Here is an 18,678-nt window from a genome sequence, read left to right as displayed (position 1 = left end):
GACATCGGCGCCCCCCTCTCCGATCCCGCTGACCGCCGAATCGACGGTAGGGCTAACCCTACGTTCCCGGCGCCCTACCCCACCTCGTAGACGGTCACCGGCCCGGCCGTGTGCCGCACGGTCGCGACCTTGGCCAGCTGCGGCGACACCGGCCCGTACCGGCTGTCGGCGAAGAGCCAGCGCACGTGGTACCGCGTGCGCAGCTCGTCGACGTCGGCGGCGGCGCCCTTGGCGAAGACCCGCTCGTTGAGCGCGAACCGGTCGGGGTAGGGCGCGGGCTGGTACACGTACTTCAGGCCGTTCACGTTGTTGGCCGCCACCGCCTGGTCGGTGTACGCCCAGCTCTCCACCAGGGCGCGCCGGCCGGTCAGCGCCACGACCCAGAAGGCCCGGGCGTCGCACACCTTCGCCCGGTTGGGCAGCAGCTGGCAGTGCACGTTGGTGGCGATCACGTCGTTCTTGCCGGCCTCGTGGTCGAGCCACTGGGCGGCGGCCATCTCGTCCTTGCTGACCATGCGGCTGGGCGACGGCGCCGTGTTGTTGCGCAGGGACGCGCCCGCGGTCTTGGCGGTGTTGAAGGCGAACGCGCCCACGCCGGCGCCGAGCACGGCCGCGAGCAACGCGATCGGGATCGCCTTCCGGCGGTGCCGCAGCAGGAACGCCCCGACGGCGGCGACCAGGGCGGTGAGCAGCACCGGCCGCAGCAGGGCCCATGACCACGAGGTGACCGTGTGGGCCGGCGGGTCGAAGAACCACAACCCGATGAAGGCCACGATCACCGACCAGACGAAGCCCGCGGCCAGGCCGGCGTAGACCGGGCGGGTGCCGCGGGCCCGCTCGGCGAGCAGCCAGACGGTGAGGGCCGACGCGAACGGGAGCACGCCGGTGTAGAAGTAGCCCTGGCTGGCCGACGGGTGCCAGAGCAGCCACATGCCGCCGGCCCCGGCCACGGTCAGGCCGGCGAGCAGCCAGGCCGACGGGTCGCGCCGGACGATCATGGTGATCCCGAGCAGCCGGCCGGCCTGCATGAGGGCCCACCAGACGAGCAGCGCGGCTACGAAGAGCAGGCCGCCGGCCGAGGCGTGGGCGATGCCGGGCGGGAAGACGCCGTCGTTCAGGTCGTGCACGCCGAGGGTCTGCTTGTACGGCGCGACCAGGTAGAGGAACGTCAGCGGCTGCAGGGTGAGCACGCCCGCGCCGCCGCCGCTGAACAGCTTGAGGCCGACGAACATGGCGGCCAGCACGAGGCCGAAGAGCGCCAGCGTGGTCTTCAGCCGCTCGCGGTGCCAGATCAGGACCGGGAGACCGGCCGCGGCCAGGCCGGCCACGATCGGCGGCAGGCTGCTCGACTTCGAACCGGCGCAGGCCAGCGCGAGCGGGAAGACCAGCAGCCAGGCCCAGCCCACCGGGCGGCCGCGCAGCACGTCGACCGCGATCGACAGCAGCAGCGCGACCAGCGGCAGCTGGAAGACCGCCGACGGGCTCAGGAAGCTGAGCGCCTGGCTGCCGGCGGCGATCGTGGGCGCGCCGAGCACCAGCGGGAACCCGGCCACCGCGAGGGCGCCGCCGATCGCACCGGCCCACCACTTGCCGGCGAGCTGGCGAACGAGCGCCGCGGTGACCACGGCGGTCAGCGCGGCGATCGCCGGCAGCCAGAGGCGGAGCAGCATGGTCGCCGGATCGATCCGGGTGATCATCGACGCCGTCGCCATGTCGGCGTCGGAGAGGTAGTGGTAGTGCAGGGCGTCGCCGGCCAGCTGCGGCACCTGGAACGGCATCGAGCGCATCAGCTCGCGGACGAGCGCGAGGTGGTACCCGAGGTCCTGGTACCAGACCGCGTCGGCCGGCGGCAGCGGTGAGCTGCGCCAGCTCGGCAGCAGCCAGAACACGACCAGCGTGACCCCGAAGGCGAGCGCCCAGTGCCAGGCCTGCGGCAGCGGCTGGGGCTCGGCGATCCGCCAGTGCCGGCGCAGCTTGGGCACGGCCACGAACAGCGCGATGATCAGCAGCGGCCAGGCCGGCAGCAGGACCTGCAGGCCGGTCGCGGCGGCGAGCGCCCAGCCGGCGAGCATCAGGAGCAGGCCGGTGGCGCCGCCGAAGCCGAGGTCCTCGGGGAGGTTGCCGCGGCTGCCGCGCAGCGCCCGGTGCACGAGCGTGCCGGGCAGCAAGACGGCCAGGGCGAAATAGACGGCGTAGCGGAGGATGTCCCACGCCGGGGTGCCGGTCCAGAGCAGGGTGGCGACCAGCAGGGCCGCCGGGATCAGCCACGGCAGGCCCGCGGGGGCGCGGGAGGCCTGCCGGTGGGTGTGCGCCGAACGAACTTCGGGGATGTCCAGCACTTCTGTCGTCATCAGATCACCGTGGTCAGTCGCGTGAACTCGCGCGGCAGATCGTACCCATCCCAGATGGCGCTGAAGGTGAGTGCCTGGCCGAACGGCACGATCCGGTCGACGCCGCGCCCGCCCAGCTCCATGGCGAACGCGCGCAGCTCGGCCGGGGAGAAGCCGAAGTGGCTGAACGTCTGGTCCTGCCGGTTCATCGCGGGCACCAGGTCGAGCAGCGAGCCGACCTCGGCGAACGGGAAGGCGCCCGCCCCGATCCAGCGTCGTGGCGCGTCCGGCACGGCGGCCAGCGACATCGCGGTGACCGAGTTGGCCGGGAAGTCCATGCTCGAGATCGCGCCGGTGGCGGCCATCCCGTACGCGTTGACCCGCTTCTCCACCGCCATGGCCGCGTCGACCTGCCAGCCGCGCTGGTCGACGACCTCGAGCAGCAGCTCGACGAACTCGGCGCGGACGTCCGCCGTCTCCTCGCCGACCAGGAAGACGGTGCGCGGCGAGGAGCACGCGGCCTGGTCGAACCAGTAGGCGTCGTTCGAGAAGCCGACGACCGCATCGCGCCGGGCGGCCGGGTCGGCGGCCCGCCAGCCGGCCGCCGAGACCGCGGCCCACGAGGTGCGGTCGGGGAAGGTCAGGTCGCGGGCCGAGGGCCGCAGCGGGTGCTTGCGGATCGCCTCGACCGCCGCGTCGCCACCCCAGATCACCCGCAGGTCGCACCACTGGCTGAGCGCCGCGGTGACCGCGTCGTCCCGGCCGTAGGTGACCATGCGCTGGGTCCGGCCGATCACCGGGTCGGCGTCGGCGAGCACCTCGTTGAGCGCGTCGAGGATGGTGTCGGCCGCGTTGGCCGAGCGCTCCGAGATGCGGACGACGTTGTGGTTGCCGGCCAGCGCGGACAGCGCCCACGAGTACACGAAGATGGTGTCGACGTTCGCCGGCGGCACGTGGAAGACGTTGCCGCGGGGGAAGACGATCGCGTCCTCGCGCTGCATGCGCGAGACGGCCCGGTGCAGCTCGGCCGGGCGCATGAAGAAGCCGAGGGAGCCCAACTCGGGGTGGCGACGGGCCACCGCCGGGGCGAGCAGCTTGCGGGCGACCTTCGCGAGGAAGTCGATGACCCGGGGGTCGCCGACGGTCAGCCGGTCCTCGACCGGCGCGGTCAGGTCGGACGATGAGTCCCCGAAGCGGAACCTGATGCTCACGCCGCCTCCCGGTACGTGTCGGAGCACCCGCGCGCCTCGGCCCGCGGCAGCCGCCCGAGCACCGAGAAGCGCTTGCCGGGCCAGTCGCCGTCGTCGATGCCGTGCACCACGCCGAGGTCCTCGGTGAGCAGCACGTGCCCCGGGTACGAGGTGGGCAGCGTGCTCACCACCTCGAGGAGACCCGGCTCGCCGGGCGGCAGCTCCCGCCAGGTCTGCGGGTCACGAACCACCACGTCCGCGAAGTCCGGGCAGTACAGCGAGCCGCCACCCGGGCCCTCGAGAAAGATCGTGCCAATCTGCTCGACCATCCCGTAGAAGTTGTGCGAGCGGACCAGCCCGACCTCGGCCAGCCGCTCACGGAAGACGGATGGGGAGACGGCCTGGTCGACCAGCTTCTTCCAGCCGCCGGAGTGGATCAGGATGCCGTTGCTGAGGTCGAGGCCGTTGTCCCGGGCCACCTCGTAGAGGTGCAGCCACACCATGTAGGTGAAGCCGAAGATCAGGAAGGGGGCGTCGCCGTGCTTCTCCAGGAAGCCGCGGATCGCGTCTAGGTCGACGTGCCCGTCGAGGTCGAGCGCCCAGACGTGCTCACGGCCGAAGGTCGACATGCCGAGCACCCCGGCGCCGCGGGCGCTGAACGACTTGCGGTCCTTGAGCATGGCTTTGGTGTCGACCAACAGCATCGGCAGGCGCTTGGGCCCGAGCACCGTCTGCACGGTCGCGCCGAGCTGTCGCGTCTGGGTCGCCGCCGCGGCTTTGTCCAGGTAGATCCGGCTGACTTCACCCGTGGTGCCGCTGGACGTCAGGACCTTGAACACCTCGTCGTCCGGGATGCTCTTGAGCTCGAGGTTCTTGAAGAGGCGAACCGGCAGCCACGGCAACTCCGCGACGGAGGAGGCCTTTTCAAAGCCGGAAGCCGCCAAAATGCGGTCATACGGGGCGCAGTGCGCGCGGTGATGCGCGGTCAAGGCGGAGAGCTCGGAAAGGAGCACCTCTTCCTTGGCGGCCTGCGGAAGGGTGAACACACTCACAGCGACGCCTCCAAGGCGCGGTAATCGATCTTGCCGTTGGGCAGCAGCGGCAGAGACTCGATGCTACGCACGACCACGCCGGAGAAATGTGTCCCGAGCCATTCGGAGATCTTGGTGCGCAGGTCGCGGGCCTCGTCCTCGGAGATGCCCTCGGCGAAGACGTTCAGCTTGTCCTCGCCCGGGACGGCCGCGACCGGGAAGTGTTTCTCCACGTCGTCCAGGTTGATCCGGACGCCGAAGACCTTGCCGATCCGCTTGGCCCGGCCGGTGATGAACAGGAAGCCCTCGTCGTCGAGGCGACCGAGATCACCGGTGTGCAGCACGCCACCCTGCTCGTCGCCCTTGGCCAGGTCGGCGGCGGTCTCGGCGTAGCCCATCATCACGTTCGGCCCGCTGTAGACGACTTCTTCCCCATCCAGAGAGAACGATCCGCCGGGCAGCGCGAGGCCGACCGAGCCCAGCTTCTCCTCCAGCCGGGACGGCGGCAGCGTCGCCATCCGCGGGGCCGCCTCGGTCGTGCCGTACATCACGTAGAGCGAGCCGCCGACGGTCGCCATCCGCTGCGCGAAGTCGGAGACCAGGTCGGTGCGCAGCCGGCCCCCGGCCTGGGTGAGCTTGCGCAGCGCCGGGTACTTGGCCGGGTCGAAGCGGAGACGCCGCAACATCTCGTACTGATAAGGGACAAAAGCCATCGACGTCGCGCCGTGCTCGACCGCGGCCGTCCAGAAGTCGCGCTGCATGATGCCGGTGCGCTCGAGGATCACCGTCGCGCCGCGAAGCAAATGCGAGTTCAAAACCGACATACCGTACGAGTAGAAGAGCGGCAACGTGGTGATCGCGATGTCGTCCGGCCCGATGTCGAGCACGGTGGCGATCTGCTCGGCGTTGGTCAGCACCGCGTCCCGGGAGAGCCGCACCAGCTTGGGATTGCCGGTCGAGCCGCTGGTGGTGAGCAGCAGCGCCAGGTCGGGGTGCACGTCGCCGGTGGCGAAGCGCTCGGCCCAGTGCGCGTTGTCGGCCTCCGGGTCGAGCAGCACGACCGGCCGGCCGAGTTGCAGCGCGGCCAGATAGCGCGCGATACCCGCGACGGTCGTGGAAATCGGGTGGAACACTACCGCGCCCGGCTCAGCCGCCAGCGTTTCCACGGCCGAGGAGACCAGCTCGGGCGTCAGCGTCTCGCCGGTCGCGGCGTCGATCACGCGCGCGCCGGGGTGCAGCAGGTTCACAGCGTCAATCCTCCGTCGACTCCGAGAATCTGGCCGGTCACGAACCGGGCCTGCTCGGAGAGGAGGAATGCGATCACGTCGGCGACCTCGTCGGCCTCGCCGAGCCGGCCCAGCGCGGTGTCGCCGATCCGCTCCGCGCGCCCCTTCTCGTCGAGCGTGTCCAGCATGTCAGTGGCGATGAACCCGGGCTCGACCGCGTTGACCCGGATCCCCTGCGGGCCGAGCTCCTTGGCGGCCGACCTGGCCAGGGCCGCCACGGCGGCCTTGGACGCGGCGTAGACGGCCTGGCCGGCGATGCCGCGCGTCGCGGTGATCGACGAGACGAGGACCACAGCCGGGGTACGCCCGCGGGCCAGCAGACGCGCCGCGCCCCGCAGGGTGTAGGCCGCGCCGGCCGAGTTCACCGCGAACAGGCGCTGGATCGTCGCGTCGTCGGTCATGCCGAGCATGCCCGCCGCGTGCGTGCCGGCGTTGACCACCAGCGCGTCCAGCCGCTTGAAGTTGGCGAAGGCCAGCTGCATGAGCGCCTTGCTGGTGGCCGGGTCGGCGATGTCGCCGTGGCCCGAGAACGTGCTCACGCCGTCTTTGTCGGCGAGTTCCTGGGCGACGGCGGCGATGCCCTCGCCGTGGCCGTGCAGCACGAGGTCGTACCCGCGCTCGGCAAGCTTCTGCGCGGTGGCGCGGCCAATGCCGCGGGAGGCTCCGGTGACCAGAGCCACCCGGTCAGTCATGGAGGTCAACTCCGTATTTGCCCAGGATATTGATGGCCTCGGCGAACGACGACATGTTGATCACATCATCGGTGTCAATCATGATCGAGAACTCGTCCTCGATGGTCGCGATCAGCGACATATGCGCGAGGGAATCCCACTTCTCGTTGTCCTGGTACTTCAGATCGTCCACGGGCGCGTCCGCGGGAAGGTCCAACGCGGTGCGGAAGGCTCCCCGCAGTTGATCAAGAGAAGACACGGGAACTCCAAGTCGGTGGATGGGTCTTTAGTCCGCTTTTGGGCGGCGGGCGGGGCGGTTGGATGGGGACAGAGGCCTCCTACCTTCTTACAGGTCGCCGAACGCCATGACCAATCCGAGCTGAACATGAGTTGAACGAGTGCTGTCCTTTTCCGTCTAGCCTGGAAAGCGGCAGGAAGCTGGTTATGCTTCCGGCTCGTACTGCCCTCTGCCCACCCCCGGGAGCTCAATCGTGTCTGAAATCAGTGGATCTTCGATCCTCGTCACCGGTGCCACCGGTTCGTTCGGGAAGGCGTTCCTCACGTACGCCCTCGAGCACCTGGACCCGCAGCGGATCGTGATCTTCTCTCGGGACGAGCTGAAGCAGTACGAGGTCCGCCAGATGTTCGGCGACGACAAGCGCCTGCGCTTCTTCCTCGGTGACATCCGCGACAAGGACCGGCTGGCCCGCGCCATGCACGGCGTCGACTACCTGATCCACGCGGCCGCGCTCAAGCAGGTCGACACCGCGGAGTACAACCCCTCCGAGTTCGTCGCCACCAACATCAACGGCTCGCAGAACGTGATCGACGTCGCGATCGACGCCGGCGTGAAGAAGGTCGTCGCGCTCTCCACCGACAAGGCGTCCAGCCCGATCAACCTGTACGGCGCCACCAAGCTGGTCGCCGACAAGTCGTTCATCGCGGGCAACCACTACGCCGCCACCCACCCGACCCGACTCTCCGTGGTCCGCTACGGCAACGTGATGGGCAGCCGCGGCTCGGTCGTGCCGCTGTTCCGCAAGCTGGCCGCCGAGGGCAAGAGCCTGCCGATCACCGACAAGCGGATGACCCGCTTCTGGATCACGCTCCCCCAGGCCGTGAAGTTCGTTGTCGACTCGTTCGACAAGATGGCCGGCGGCGAGCTGTTCGTGCCGCGCATCCCCAGCATGCGGATCATGGACCTGGTCGAGGCCGTCGCGCCCGGCTCGGAGACCCACGAGACCGGCATCCGCCCCGGCGAGAAGCTGCACGAGGAGATGATCGCCTCCGACGACAGCCGGCGGACCCTGCGCTTCCCCGACCGCTACGTCGTGCAGCCGGTGGTCGCGAGCTGGGGTTACACGACCCCCGAGGGCGGCGCCGAGGTCGAGGACGGCTTCAACTACCGGTCCGACAACAACGACCTGTGGCTGAGCATCGAGGACATGCGCAAGCTCATCGACGAGGAGAACTGATGCTGCCGTACGGGCGGCAGTCGATCGACAACTCCGACGTCGAAGCGGTCGTCGCCGCGCTCGGCAGCGACTGGCTCACCACCGGCCCCCGGGTCGCGCAGTTCGAGAAGGACATCGAGGCGGTCGCCGGCGCGCCCGCGGTGACCGTGACCAACGGCACGACCGCGCTGCACACCGCGTACGCGGCGGCCGGCGTCGGCCCGGGCGACGAGGTCGTCACGACCCCGATGACGTTCGTGGCCACCGCCTCGGGCGCCACGCTCTTCGGCGCCAAGGTGCTGTTCGCCGACATCGAGGACGAGACCGCCAACCTCGACCCGGCCGCGGTCGAGGCGCTGGTCACCCCCCGCACCAGGGCGATCGCGGCCGTCGACTACGCCGGCCACCCGGCCGAGTACGACGCGCTTCGCAAGATCGCCGAGCCGCTCGGGGCCGTGGTGATCGGCGACGCCGCGCACGCGATCGGCTCGACCTACCACGGCCGGCCGGTCGGCACGCTCGCCGACCTGACCACGTTCTCGTTCTTCCCGACGAAGAACCTGACCACGGCCGAGGGCGGCGCGGTCGCCTCCACCAGCCCCGAGCTGCTGGCCCGCGCCCGCACGTTCAAGGGCATCGGCATGGTGCGCGACCCGGACAAACTGCGCCACCCGGACGAGGGCGGCTGGTGGTACGAGGTCCAGTCGTTCGGCAACAACTACCGGCTGCCCGACCTGCTCTGCGCGCTGGGCAGCTCACAGCTGGCCCGGCTGGCCGAGTTCAAGGCCCGCCGCCAGTACCTCACCGCCCGCTACGACGAGCTGCTCGCCGGCGTGCCGGGGCTGCGGCTGCCGATCCAGCGCGAGGGCGTCGACCCGATGCGGCACCTCTATCCCGTACGGGTCCTGGACGGCCGCCGCCGCGAGGTGTATGACAGGCTGCGCGCGGCCGGGATCGGCGTTCAGGTGAACTACATCCCGGTCTACTGGCACCCGGTGTTCGAGGACCTCGGCTACCAGCGGGGGATGTGCCCCGTTGCCGAGCGCTTCTACGCTGAGGAGCTGTCACTACCGCTCTTCGTCGACCTCACCGACGCCGACCAGGACCGTGTCGTGGAGGCGCTGCAGACGATCCTGGGGAGTTAGTCGGGTGCACCACGGGAACCACTTCTACGGCCACGCACACGTGCTCGCCGAGTACTGCGGCCTCGATCCGGAGCACCCGCCCCGGATCGAGGGCTACGTGCAGCACGGATGGAACGTGGTGGACGGGCTCGGCGCCGGCACGCCGTACATGCCGGGCCGGCCCATCTTCGTCTGGTCCGAGCAGACCCGCCGGCGCGCCTGGTCGATGGGGCGCCGCCAGGCCACGGTGATCGGCGCGCCCTTCCTCTACCTGCTGGAGGTCACCCCTTCGCCGGAGGAGCCCGTCGCCCGGGAGGGGACGATCTGGTACCCGTTCCACGGCTGGGAGAGCCAGCGGGTACAGGGCAGTCACGCCCGCCTGATCGACGAGATCATGACGACCGAGGACGGCCCGGTCACGTTCTGCCTGTACTGGAACGAGTTCCACAACGACCGCATCCGCGCCGAGTACGAAAAGGCCGGCCGGGTGGTGTGCCACGGCTACCGCGGCCGCCACTGGCTGGACACCGACACCAAATTCCTCCACAAGCAGCTGGCCGAGCTGCGCCGCCACCGCCGCGTGGCCTCCAACCGGCTCAGCAGTGCCATCTTCTACGGTGTCGCGGCGGGCTGTCTCCCGGCCGTCTACGGTGACCCGATGCGTCTGGAGAACGAGGACCGCCCCACCGCCGAGCGCATCCGCCGGCAGTGGCCCGAGCTGCACGGCAAACACCCCGACCCGGCCGCTGCCCGCCCGGCCGCGATGTCCGAGCTCGGCGCCGGCTACCTCGCGTCCCCGGCCGAGCTGAGTGCCATGCTGGGCTGGTCAGGGCCGGTCCGCGAGCTCGCGGCGGCGTCGGCATGATCACGTTGATCGGCGGCGAGATGCCCGGCTTCGCGGAAGAACGGCAGCCGGCCGGTGGGGCGCTGCTCGGTTACGTGGCCGCGCAGGTGCCGGACGGCGTGAATGTGCTGGTTGCCGGGCCGCACGAGGCCGCATTGGTGGACGAGCTGGCGGCGCGGGCGACGGTGACCTGCCTGGTTCGCTCGGAGCCGGCGGCGATCGAGCTGGACGGGCGTGGGGTCGAGGTTCTCTGCGGCACGCTGGCCAAGCTTCCCGAGCCGGGCCGCTGGGACGTGGTCGTGGCGCTCGACGGGCTCGGCCGGCTCTGCTCGGCCGAGGGGCCGCAGCTCGACTGGGCCGAGAGCCTGCAGGCGGTCAAGCGGGCCCTGCGCCCCGGCGGCACGCTGCTGCTCGCCGTGGAGAACGAGCTCGGCCTGCACCGCCTGGTCGATCCGGCCACCGCCACCTCGGCGCAGACCGACGACGCGTGGCGGCCGCTCGGCGAGTTCGATGACACCCGGCCCGGCAACCCGACGCGGCTGGCCGCGCGGCTCGCCGCCGAGGGACTCGCGGTCGACTGGCTCGGCGCGGCCTGGCCCGAGCCCGGCCGGCCGACGCTGATCGCCACCCCGAACGCCCTGCGCGACGGACCCGTGGATGCGCTCGCCGCCCTGACCGCGCGCGCGGCCGGCACGGCGTACGCGAATCGCAGTGTCCTTTCGGACCCCCGTCGTCTCGCCGCAGCGGCCGTGCGTGCCGGGCTCGGACCCGAGCTGGCCGCATCCTGGCTGGTCATTGCCCACCTCGCGCCCCGCCCCTCGGCGGCCCTCTCGCTTCCCCCGGTCCTGCTCGGCGACGGCCGGATTCTCGAGGTTTCCCCCGATCAAGACGGCGCCTGGACCCGACGCGTGCCCGGCGATCCCACGATGGAAGGGCCGCTTCCTCGCGGGCGGCTGGTCGAGGAACTGTTCATCGCGGCCTGCCTGCGGCATGATCTGCCCGCGATTCGCCGGCTGCTGACCGGGTGGATCGCGGCTCTGCCCGACGTCGCCGCGGACAACGTGGTCATCTCGGGGGACACCTTCACGACGCTCGACCCCAGTGTCCTGGCCTCGGTGGACGTGCTCCGCGAGCTCGCCCGGACGCTGCTCACCGGCGGGTTCGCGCATCCGTGGCCCGCCGCCACCGACCTGCAGGCGCTGACCGCGATCCTGCATGGCGCCGCCGGGCTGACCGGCGACGTCCCGGCGATTCCGGACGGCGACGACCCGCCGCAACCGGACTCCCGCCGAGAGCACGAGGAACAGCTGCGGGCCCTCAACCGCAGCCTGGCCGACGCCGCCTCCCGCGCGCAGTGGTACGAGCGCGAGCTCGCCAAGCGCGAGGAAGAACTCCGCAAAGCCCGGGTTCAAATTTCGACCTTCAGCGGTAACTTCGGCTACCGCTTCGCGAAGCTTGGGTATGGAGTAGCGCGAAAGGCACGCAATCGCCTTCGAAAAGGAAATAGATGACATCCCTCGGCATCATCCAGGCGCGGATGGACTCGTCGCGCCTCCCCAATAAGGTGCTCCGCAAGCTCGGCGGCCGCACCGTGCTCGAGCGCGTCGTGCAAGGCGCACAGCAGAGCGGTGTGCTCGACGAGCTGGTCGTGGCCACCACGGTCGAGTCCACCGACGACGCGATCGTCGCCGAGTGCGAGCGGATCGGCGTGCCCTCCTTCCGCGGGCCGGTCGACGACGTGCTCGGCCGCTTCCTGGGCGTGCTCGATCGGCACGAGAGCGACATCGTGCTCCGCTTCACCGCGGACAATCCGCTGATCGACCCCGCGATCATCAGCCTCGCCCACCGGGTCTTCGTGGCCTCCGGCGCCGACTACCTGTCCACCTCGCTGGCACACACGCTGCCGCGCGGGCTGGACGTCGAGATGGTGCGGACGCCGGTGCTGCGGCAGGTCGACGATCTCGCCACCGACCACCACCGGGTGCACGTGACGTCGTACATCTACACGCACGCCGAGCAGTTCGAGGTGATCGGGCTGACCCTTCAGCCCGACCTGTCCCACCTGCGGCTGACGCTGGACACCGAGGACGACCTGAAGCTGATCGAGTCGATCGTCGACCACTTCGGCGACGAGCCGGTCGACATCAAGACCCTCGCCACCTGGCTCGCCTCCCGGCCCGAGTTGGTCGAGCTCAACGCGCACGTGCTCCAGAAGGCGCTTGTGCAGGCGTGACGATCGTTGGTATTCGCTGCGACGCCGGTGCCCGCAGCGGCGTCGGGCATCTCGTACGGTGTGTGGCGCTCGCCGAGGAGCTGGTCGCCCGCGGCGCCGGGGTCCGCTTCCTCAGCGACCTGGGCGGCGTCGAGTGGGCCGAGGCTCAGCTCAGCCAGCGCGGCCTGCCCTGGCACCCACCGCCGTTCGACCCGGTCGGCCTGGTGGCGGCGATCGAGCGCCTCGAGATCGACGCGCTGGTGATCGACTCGTACACATTGCCGCCGCCGCACAGCGCCGCGGTCCGCAAGGCCGGGCACCGGGTGCTGGCCATCGTGGACGGCGACTTCCGTGGGCAGTCCGCCGACATCTACGTCGACCAGAACCTCGACTCGGTGATCCACGTCGAGGACGCGATCGGGCTGGCCGGCCTCGATTACGCGCTGTTGCGCTCGTCGGTGCGCTCGCTGCGGCCGGCCACGCCCCCGGTGCACCGCTCCGGCCGTACGCCCAAGGTCGTTGCCTTTTTCGGCGGAACCGACGCCTACCGCGCGGCGCCGCAGGTCGCGCGACTGCTCACCCGGACCGGCGTGAATTTCGACGCCACGATCATCGGCGCCGACGAGGAGCTGCGCGCGGAGCTGGCGGCGATCCCGGCCGGTCCCGGCCAGCGCCTCGAGATCATCCCGCCCACCGACGACCTGCCCAAGCTGCTCGCCGGCGCCGACCTGGCGGTCAGCGCCAGCGGCACCTCGACGTGGGAGCTGCTCTGCCTCGGCCTGCCGTCGGCGCTGGTGTGGGTCGTCGACAACCAGATCCTCGGGTACGAGCGGGTGATGGCGCGCGGCATCGCGGCCGGGATCGGGCAGCTCGGCCACTTCGGCGGCGACGCCGTGTCGACGCTGCGGCGGCTGCTCACCGACGCCGAGCTGCGCACCGACCTGGCCGCCCGGGCGTGGGCGGCCGTCGACGGACGCGGCGTGGAACGGGTGGCCGACGAGCTGCTCAGGGCCCCTCTTTAGGGCCGGGTCACCTCGATGACGACCTTGCCCACCGCGTGTTGCTCGACCGCCTCGTGCGCGTCGGCGACCCGCTCGAACGGGTAGCGCAGGATCGGCAGCCCGGCCTCCTCGCCCACCTTGAAGGCGCCCGAGTTGACCGCCTCGGCGACGGCCGCGACCGCGTTGTCCTTCTCCTCGGTCGTGGTTGTGTAGGTCAGCACGAAGTCGAGACTGACGTTCTTGAGCATCGCCTTGAAGCTCGGGATGGTGACCTCGCCGCCCACGTAGATCGCGATGTTCCCGCCCGGCGCGACCGCGCTCAGGTCGGTCCGCAGATTTTCGGTGTTGACCTCGACGACGATCTGGCAGCCGCCCGGCGCCAGCTCCCTCACCCGGGCCGCCACGTCCTCCTCGCGGTAGTTGATCACCGCGTCGGCGCCGGCCGCGGCGGCGAGGTCGCCCTTCTCCTTGGAGCTCACCGTGGTCAGCACGGTGGCGCCGGCCCACTTGGCGAGCTGGATCGCGGCGTTGCCCACCGCGCCCGCGCCCCCGGCGACCAGCACCGTGCGGCCCTCGAGCGCGGCCGGCCCGAGCCGGGCGGGGCCGTCGCTGGCCAGGGTCAGGCAGCGGTGCGCGGTGAGCGCCGGGATACCCAGCGCCGCGCCGGCCTCGAACGGGATGTCGTCGTTCATTCGCACCACCTGGCGGCGCGGGAGCACGACGTATTCCTGGGCGGTGCCGTTCGCGCGGGCGTAGGACGCGTCCCACACCCAGACCCTGTCCCCCGGCTCGAGACCGGTCACCCCGTCGCCAACGCCGTCGACCACGCCGGCGCCGTCCTGGTTGGGCACCCGCGGCGGCGCCACCCCGTCGGGCACGCCGCGACCGGCGCGGGTGCCGGTGTCGGTCGGGTTGACCGCGGACAGGACGATCCGGACGCGAACCTCACCGGCCCCGGCGGACGGGGTCTCCCGCTCCACGATCTGCAGGACGGCGGCGGGACCAGGCTCTTCGAAGACGGCAGCACGCATGCATCACACATTAGGCCTACAGATCGCGGCGCATCGCCGCCCGCAGCCACCGATCAAGGCCCAGCGTGGCCTCATGATTCCGGACTTTCCGCAGGTCAGGGGTGAGCTCGTCGTCCGCGAGCAGCCGGAATCCGAGCCGTTCGTAGTACGGCGCGTTCCAGGCCACCTCGACGAACGTGGTGAGCGTCAGCGCCGTCGATCCGTGCTCCCGAGCCCACGCGGCGGCCGTCTCGATCAGCGCCGCGCCGAGCCCGCGCCGGCCGTACGCCGGATTCAGCGAAACCTGCTCGATGTGCACGTTCCCGTCCACCCAGTCGACGACGAGATAAGCCACCGGCCCCTCGACATCGGCGACCCAGGCCCGCCCGTCCCGCACGTACTTCAGCAGCGTCTCCGCCGACGGCGGCTCCCCCGCCGGCCCGAAGTCCATGCCCACGTCCTGGAACATCCGGTCGGCCGCCACCTCGATCGCCCGCATCGCCCCGACGTCACCGTCCCGCGCCACCCGAATCATCATCAGCCTCTCCGCCCGCGGTGTGCACGTACGTGCACATCAACCCCTGTGTGCGCGTACGTGCACAACCGGGAAAACGTCTCAGTGGGCTTGTGCGGGGTGCCGAACAGCACTGTGTTCACCCGCAGCTCCTGGAGGCCCCGTGTCAACCGTGCTCATCGCCGACGACGATGCCGACCACCGCGAACTCATCACCTTCTCGCTGCGGCGCGCCGGGCACGAGGTGGTCACCGCCCGCGATGCCCGGGATGCGCTGGCCCTCCTGCGCGCCGGCGGGTTCGACGCCGCGCTGCTGGACGTGCGGATGCCCGGCGAGTCGGGTATCGAGCTCTGCCGCAAGCTGCGCGCCGAGCCGTCCACCGCGCTGCTCCCGGTGATGCTGGTCAGCGCCGACGTCAACGACCAGCGGATCCTCGCCGCGCTGCAGGCGGGCGCGGACGACTTCCTCACCAAGCCGTTCCACCGGACCGAGCTCTGCACCCGCCTGGAGAACTTGATGGTGCGCAAGCCGGGCGCCACCCGGAAGTCGGCGACCGTCGCCACCGCCGCCGCCATGGCCGCGACCCGGGCGATGCGTGGCGTGGCCACGCTCAAAACCCCGGAGCGACGCAGCCGCCGCACGGCCTGATCAACGCCTGGGAAAGCGGCGTAGGGTCGGGCCCATGACCGTCGCGGACACGCTGATCCACTACCGCAGCGCGCGAGGCCGCTGGGTGCTTCTCGCCACGGTGCTCGGCTCGAGCCTCGCCTTCATCGACGCCACGGTCGTCAACATCGCCCTCCCCTCGATCGGCGAGGATCTCGGGGCCGACGCGGCCGGCCTGCAGTGGACCGTCAACGGGTACGCGCTGAGCCTGGCCTCCCTGATCCTGCTCGGCGGCTCGCTCGGCGACCGGTACGGCCGCAAGCGGATCTTCATGATCGGCGTCGGCTGGTTCGCCGCCGCCTCGCTGCTGTGCGGCATAGCGCCGAACATCGAGCTACTGATCGGCGCCCGGATCCTGCAGGGCATCGGCGGCGCGCTGCTCACCCCCGGGTCGCTGGCGATCCTGCAGGCCTCGTTCAGCCGGGACGACCGGGCCCGGGCGATCGGCGCCTGGTCGGGGCTGGGCGGCATCGGCGGCGCACTCGGCCCGTTCCTCGGTGGATGGCTCGTCGAGGCCGGCAGCTGGCGGTACATCTTCCTGATCAACGTGCCGGTGGCGCTGCTCGTGTTGCTGGTCAGCGCCCGGCACGTGCCGGAGTCGCGCAACCCGGAGGCGGCGCACCACTTCGACGTGGCCGGCATCCTGACCGGCGCGATCGGGCTGGGCGGCCTCACGTACGGATTCACCGCCTGGCCGATGCGCGGGCCCACCGACCCGATCGTGCTGATCTCGCTGGCCGTCGGCGTGGCCGGGCTGGTCGCCTTCGTGCTGGCCGAGCGCCGGTCGCCGCAGCCGATGGTGCCGCTGGAGATCTTCCGCCACAAGGCGTTCACCGGCGCCAACCTGGTCACCTTCGCGGTCTACGCGGCCAACGGCGGCGTCTTCTTCCTGTTCGTCATCAACCTGCAGGTGGTGGTCGGGTTCAGCCCGCTGGCCGCCGGCATCGCGCTGTTGCCGACGACCGTGATCATGCTGCTGCTGTCGGCCCGCTCGGGTCAGCTGGGCCAGCGCATCGGCCCGCGGATCCCGATGACCGTCGGACCGCTGATCTGCGGGGCCGGGCTGCTGATGATGGCGATGATCGGGCCGGGCGCGTCGTACCTGACCGACGTGCTCCCCTCCGTGATCATCTTTGGCCTGGGGCTGACGACGCTGGTGGCGCCCCTGACCGCGACGGCGCTGGGCTCGCTCGACGACGCGCACGCCGGCATCGCCTCGGGCGTGAACAACGCGGTCGCCCGGGCGGCGAGCCTGCTGGCCGTCGCGATCCTGCCGCTCGCGGCCGGGCTGGGCAGCGGGAGCCTCACGGTCGCCGACCAGCTCCAGCCGGTCTACCGCAACACGATGCTGATCTGCGCGGGCCTGATGGCCGCCGGCTCGGTGCTGGCGTTCGTCATGATCCCCAACCGGGTGGAGAAGCCGACCGAGTCGCGGACGTTCTGCGACCCGTGCTCGCCGCCGATGCCATCGGCCCACGACACCGTCAGAAGTGCGCGATGATCCGCCGGGCGGGCCCGTCCACGGTCATCCGGCCGCCGTACGGCAGGACCCATTGCGGCGACGTGTGTCCGAAATCGACACCGAAGACGGCCATCGCCGACGGGTGGTAGTCGGCCAGCGCCCGCAGCACCGCCTCGCGCTGCTCGTCGCGGTAGCGGGCCCGCTCCTCCTGCGGCGGCCGGTTGCTGATGTTGCTCGCTTTCGCCGTCCCGGCCAGCACCGCCGGGAACTGCTCGAGGAGCCCGCGCTCGCCGGCGTTGCGCAGCATCCGGAACACTTCGTCGGCCGGCGGCATCTCCTCCGACGTCTCCAGCAGCAGGATCATCCCGGCGTAGTCGGCGGCCGGCTTGATCCACCGGGTCGCCGCGAGGTTCCAGTGCAGGATCTCCAGGTTGCCGCCCCAGGTCGGCGCGGTGACCACCCGGTCGGCGTGGTGCCACTGGAAGCCGGGGCTCGGCACGTAGGGCAACGATGAGGTCAGCGACACCGGGTCGGCCCAGCTCAGCTCCTCGTCGCTGAACCCGGCCACCGGCGTGATCTCCAGGTCGACATCCTCGAAGAGGGCGGCGCGCAGCGAGGCCAGATGCGCGGGGTCGACTCCGGCGCCCCGGGCGAGGTGCACCATCGTCGAACCGCCGTGGTACGCGGGCACGTCGTGCATCCACAGCCAGTTCAGCAGGTTGGTGTTGTCGGAGTAGCCGAAGAACGGCTTGGGGTCGGCCAGGAACGGCGCGGGGTCGAGGTGCGGGAGCACGGTGATCTGGTCGCTGCCGCCGATGGTGGCGAACACGGCGCGGATCTCGGGGTCGGCCCACGCGGCCATCAGGTCGGCCGCCCGCGCCGCCGGCGAGGCGCCCTGCTGCCGGGTGGTGGGGAACTCCACCGGCTCGAGCTCGAGCAGCTCGCGAAGACGCCGCATGGCGAGCTCATGGGTCGCGGGATAGACCGCAGGACCCGCCCAGGAGGGGGACACGACGGCGACCTTGTCGCCGGGCTTGAGCTTCATGCCCCCTATCTAAGACTCAGATCATCCCGGCGCGCAGCGCATATGCGACGGCGTGCGAGCGGTTGCGCAGCTTGAGCCGGTGCGTGACGCCATAAATGACGTTCTTCACGGTCCGCTCCGAGTAGCAGAGCTTGCCGGCGATCTCGTTGGTGTCGAAGCCGTCGGCCATCAGCCGCAGCACGTCGATCTCGCGTGGGGTCAGCCCCGAAGCGTTCAGGCCGTTGGGCGCGAGCACGTCCCGCTGCATCCGGTCGACCTGCTTGAGCAGCTCGCCGACGAGGTTCGGCGGCATCACCCCGCCGCCGGCCGCGGCCGCCCGGACGCTGTGCGCGAGCCGCTCGGAGGTCACCGCGGCGCGCGGGAGGATCGCCACCACCTTGCACTCGACCGCGGTCATCAGCTCGGCCTCGACGACCTCCTGGCAGACCAGCACGATCGGCGCCACCGTCTCGGCGCCGGCCCGGCGCAGCGTGGCCACCACGTCCGGGGTGAGCCGCTCGGCCGCCGCCACCAGCACGTCCGCGTCGGCGCGCTGCTGCGGGCGCAGCACGGTGATGTCGCCGCGGAACTGGAGAAGCGCGGCCAGCCCGGCATGGCTGACCGGATCCATCGCCTGCAACGCGACCTTGACGTGTTCCATGGCCTGCCCCTTCCCCCAGCGACGACGACACGCGGCGTGGATCGAGTGTCGGAGAAGGTTCTTCAGGAATTCTTCAGAGATCCTTCATCGCCGGAGAGGGGCCGATAGGCCAGTTCAGCAGACGTCCGTTTCGGCACGGAAGGCTTGCGAACGAGGTGTGCCCGTAAGTGCGGTTTCCGTTATCCATTGACACCCGG

General features: G+C 70.9%; 18 protein-coding genes. 8 read left to right on the top strand and 10 right to left on the bottom strand.

The features are described 5' to 3' along the window. Positions 1–74: 74 nt before the first annotated feature. From ACQPZX_RS02320 to ACQPZX_RS02295, 6 genes are read right to left on the bottom strand one after another with little or no spacing between them, the layout of a single operon-like run. Positions 75–2,351: a hypothetical protein gene (locus ACQPZX_RS02320; protein ID WP_433373649.1), complete on the bottom strand. Its 2,277-nt coding sequence runs from the start codon at positions 2,349–2,351 to the stop codon at positions 75–77. Then, the gene (locus tag ACQPZX_RS02315) at positions 2,351–3,541 is read right to left on the bottom strand and encodes an acyl-CoA reductase (RefSeq protein ID WP_433373646.1); all 1,191 of its coding nucleotides are present in this window, start codon (positions 3,539–3,541) and stop codon (positions 2,351–2,353) included. The genes ACQPZX_RS02320 and ACQPZX_RS02315 overlap by 1 nt, the downstream gene beginning before the upstream one ends. Further along, positions 3,538–4,572, bottom strand: coding sequence for an acyl-protein synthetase (locus ACQPZX_RS02310; protein ID WP_433373643.1), 1,035 nt, complete (start codon positions 4,570–4,572; stop codon positions 3,538–3,540). Before ACQPZX_RS02310 ends, ACQPZX_RS02315 begins: the two co-directional genes overlap by 4 nt. After that, positions 4,569–5,798: an AMP-binding protein gene (locus ACQPZX_RS02305; protein ID WP_433373640.1), complete on the bottom strand. Its 1,230-nt coding sequence runs from the start codon at positions 5,796–5,798 to the stop codon at positions 4,569–4,571. Before ACQPZX_RS02305 ends, ACQPZX_RS02310 begins: the two co-directional genes overlap by 4 nt. Then, a complete protein-coding gene (locus ACQPZX_RS02300) occupies positions 5,795–6,559 on the bottom strand; it encodes an SDR family NAD(P)-dependent oxidoreductase (protein WP_433384974.1) in 765 nt (254 codons plus the stop codon). The genes ACQPZX_RS02305 and ACQPZX_RS02300 overlap by 4 nt, the downstream gene beginning before the upstream one ends. After that, complete coding sequence (locus ACQPZX_RS02295) at positions 6,522–6,767, bottom strand: acyl carrier protein (RefSeq protein ID WP_433373638.1); 246 nt, start codon at positions 6,765–6,767, stop codon at positions 6,522–6,524. The genes ACQPZX_RS02300 and ACQPZX_RS02295 overlap by 38 nt, the downstream gene beginning before the upstream one ends. 232 nt (positions 6,768–6,999) lie before the next feature. Here ACQPZX_RS02295 and pseB point away from each other — a divergent pair, with 232 nt between their 5' ends. Genes pseB through ACQPZX_RS02265 form a run of 6 tightly spaced genes read left to right on the top strand, consistent with a single transcriptional unit; the run spans position 7,000 to position 13,164 of the window. After that, positions 7,000–7,983 (top strand): UDP-N-acetylglucosamine 4,6-dehydratase (inverting), encoded by a 984-nt coding sequence (gene pseB, locus ACQPZX_RS02290; protein ID WP_433373635.1) that lies wholly within the window; start codon positions 7,000–7,002, stop codon positions 7,981–7,983. Continuing rightward, positions 7,983–9,107 (top strand): DegT/DnrJ/EryC1/StrS family aminotransferase, encoded by a 1,125-nt coding sequence (locus ACQPZX_RS02285; RefSeq protein ID WP_433373632.1) that lies wholly within the window; start codon positions 7,983–7,985, stop codon positions 9,105–9,107. Before pseB ends, ACQPZX_RS02285 begins: the two co-directional genes overlap by 1 nt. Positions 9,108–9,111: 4 nt before the next feature. Then, on the top strand, positions 9,112–9,951 hold the full coding sequence (locus ACQPZX_RS02280) for a hypothetical protein (RefSeq protein WP_433373629.1): 840 nt from the start codon (positions 9,112–9,114) through the stop codon (positions 9,949–9,951). Continuing rightward, positions 9,948–11,441 (top strand): hypothetical protein, encoded by a 1,494-nt coding sequence (locus ACQPZX_RS02275; protein WP_433373626.1) that lies wholly within the window; start codon positions 9,948–9,950, stop codon positions 11,439–11,441. Before ACQPZX_RS02280 ends, ACQPZX_RS02275 begins: the two co-directional genes overlap by 4 nt. Further along, the gene (locus ACQPZX_RS02270; RefSeq protein WP_433373624.1) at positions 11,438–12,163 is read left to right on the top strand and encodes a cytidylyltransferase domain-containing protein; all 726 of its coding nucleotides are present in this window, start codon (positions 11,438–11,440) and stop codon (positions 12,161–12,163) included. Before ACQPZX_RS02275 ends, ACQPZX_RS02270 begins: the two co-directional genes overlap by 4 nt. Further along, positions 12,160–13,164 (top strand): PseG/SpsG family protein, encoded by a 1,005-nt coding sequence (locus ACQPZX_RS02265; protein WP_433373621.1) that lies wholly within the window; start codon positions 12,160–12,162, stop codon positions 13,162–13,164. The genes ACQPZX_RS02270 and ACQPZX_RS02265 overlap by 4 nt, the downstream gene beginning before the upstream one ends. On the opposite strand, the gene ACQPZX_RS02260 is transcribed toward ACQPZX_RS02265, so the two are convergent. Both ACQPZX_RS02260 and ACQPZX_RS02255 read right to left on the bottom strand, forming a co-directional pair. Then, complete coding sequence (locus tag ACQPZX_RS02260) at positions 13,161–14,174, bottom strand: NADPH:quinone reductase (protein WP_433373619.1); 1,014 nt, start codon at positions 14,172–14,174, stop codon at positions 13,161–13,163. The two genes, ACQPZX_RS02265 and ACQPZX_RS02260, sit on opposite strands and share 4 nt — an antisense overlap. A gap of 16 nt (positions 14,175–14,190) precedes the next feature. After that, positions 14,191–14,691, bottom strand: coding sequence for a GNAT family N-acetyltransferase (locus tag ACQPZX_RS02255; protein ID WP_433373616.1), 501 nt, complete (start codon positions 14,689–14,691; stop codon positions 14,191–14,193). Positions 14,692–14,830: 139 nt separating this feature from the next. Here ACQPZX_RS02255 and ACQPZX_RS02250 point away from each other — a divergent pair, with 139 nt between their 5' ends. Together ACQPZX_RS02250 and ACQPZX_RS02245 are read left to right on the top strand one after the other, a co-directional pair. Next, on the top strand, positions 14,831–15,316 hold the full coding sequence (locus tag ACQPZX_RS02250; RefSeq protein WP_433373613.1) for a response regulator transcription factor: 486 nt from the start codon (positions 14,831–14,833) through the stop codon (positions 15,314–15,316). A gap of 34 nt (positions 15,317–15,350) precedes the next feature. After that, on the top strand, positions 15,351–16,835 hold the full coding sequence (locus tag ACQPZX_RS02245; protein WP_433373610.1) for an MFS transporter: 1,485 nt from the start codon (positions 15,351–15,353) through the stop codon (positions 16,833–16,835). Here ACQPZX_RS02245 and ACQPZX_RS02240 read toward each other — a convergent pair. Both ACQPZX_RS02240 and ACQPZX_RS02235 read right to left on the bottom strand, forming a co-directional pair. Continuing rightward, complete coding sequence (locus ACQPZX_RS02240; RefSeq protein ID WP_433373607.1) at positions 16,819–17,841, bottom strand: LD-carboxypeptidase; 1,023 nt, start codon at positions 17,839–17,841, stop codon at positions 16,819–16,821. The two genes, ACQPZX_RS02245 and ACQPZX_RS02240, sit on opposite strands and share 17 nt — an antisense overlap. Positions 17,842–17,857: 16 nt before the next feature. Next, positions 17,858–18,481 carry a response regulator transcription factor gene (locus tag ACQPZX_RS02235; RefSeq protein WP_433373604.1) on the bottom strand — a complete coding sequence of 208 codons (624 nt, stop codon included), beginning with the start codon at positions 18,479–18,481 and terminating at the stop codon, positions 17,858–17,860. Between the last annotated feature and the right edge of the window lie 197 nt (positions 18,482–18,678).

Source organism: Actinoplanes sp. CA-142083 (assembly GCF_050942195.1).
Lineage (GTDB): Bacteria > Actinomycetota > Actinomycetes > Mycobacteriales > Micromonosporaceae > Actinoplanes.
The sequence above is the reverse complement of the archived record's forward strand: the minus strand, read 5'-3'. Positions and strand labels throughout refer to the sequence as shown.

Excerpts from the sequence above, each read along its gene's own strand:
- ACQPZX_RS02235 (WP_433373604.1), bottom strand. The coding sequence starts at position 18,481 with ATGGAACACGTCAAGGTCGCGTTGCAGGCGATGGATCCGGTCAGCCAT.
- ACQPZX_RS02320 (WP_433373649.1), bottom strand. The coding sequence starts at position 2,351 with ATGACGACAGAAGTGCTGGACATCCCCGAAGTTCGTTCGGCGCACACC.
- ACQPZX_RS02240 (WP_433373607.1), bottom strand. The coding sequence starts at position 17,841 with ATGAAGCTCAAGCCCGGCGACAAGGTCGCCGTCGTGTCCCCCTCCTGG.
- ACQPZX_RS02275 (WP_433373626.1), top strand. The coding sequence starts at position 9,948 with ATGATCACGTTGATCGGCGGCGAGATGCCCGGCTTCGCGGAAGAACGG.
- ACQPZX_RS02285 (WP_433373632.1), top strand. The coding sequence starts at position 7,983 with ATGCTGCCGTACGGGCGGCAGTCGATCGACAACTCCGACGTCGAAGCG.
- ACQPZX_RS02255 (WP_433373616.1), bottom strand. The coding sequence starts at position 14,691 with ATGATGATTCGGGTGGCGCGGGACGGTGACGTCGGGGCGATGCGGGCG.
- ACQPZX_RS02260 (WP_433373619.1), bottom strand. The coding sequence starts at position 14,174 with ATGCGTGCTGCCGTCTTCGAAGAGCCTGGTCCCGCCGCCGTCCTGCAG.
- ACQPZX_RS02270 (WP_433373624.1), top strand. The coding sequence starts at position 11,438 with ATGACATCCCTCGGCATCATCCAGGCGCGGATGGACTCGTCGCGCCTC.
- ACQPZX_RS02245 (WP_433373610.1), top strand. The coding sequence starts at position 15,351 with ATGACCGTCGCGGACACGCTGATCCACTACCGCAGCGCGCGAGGCCGC.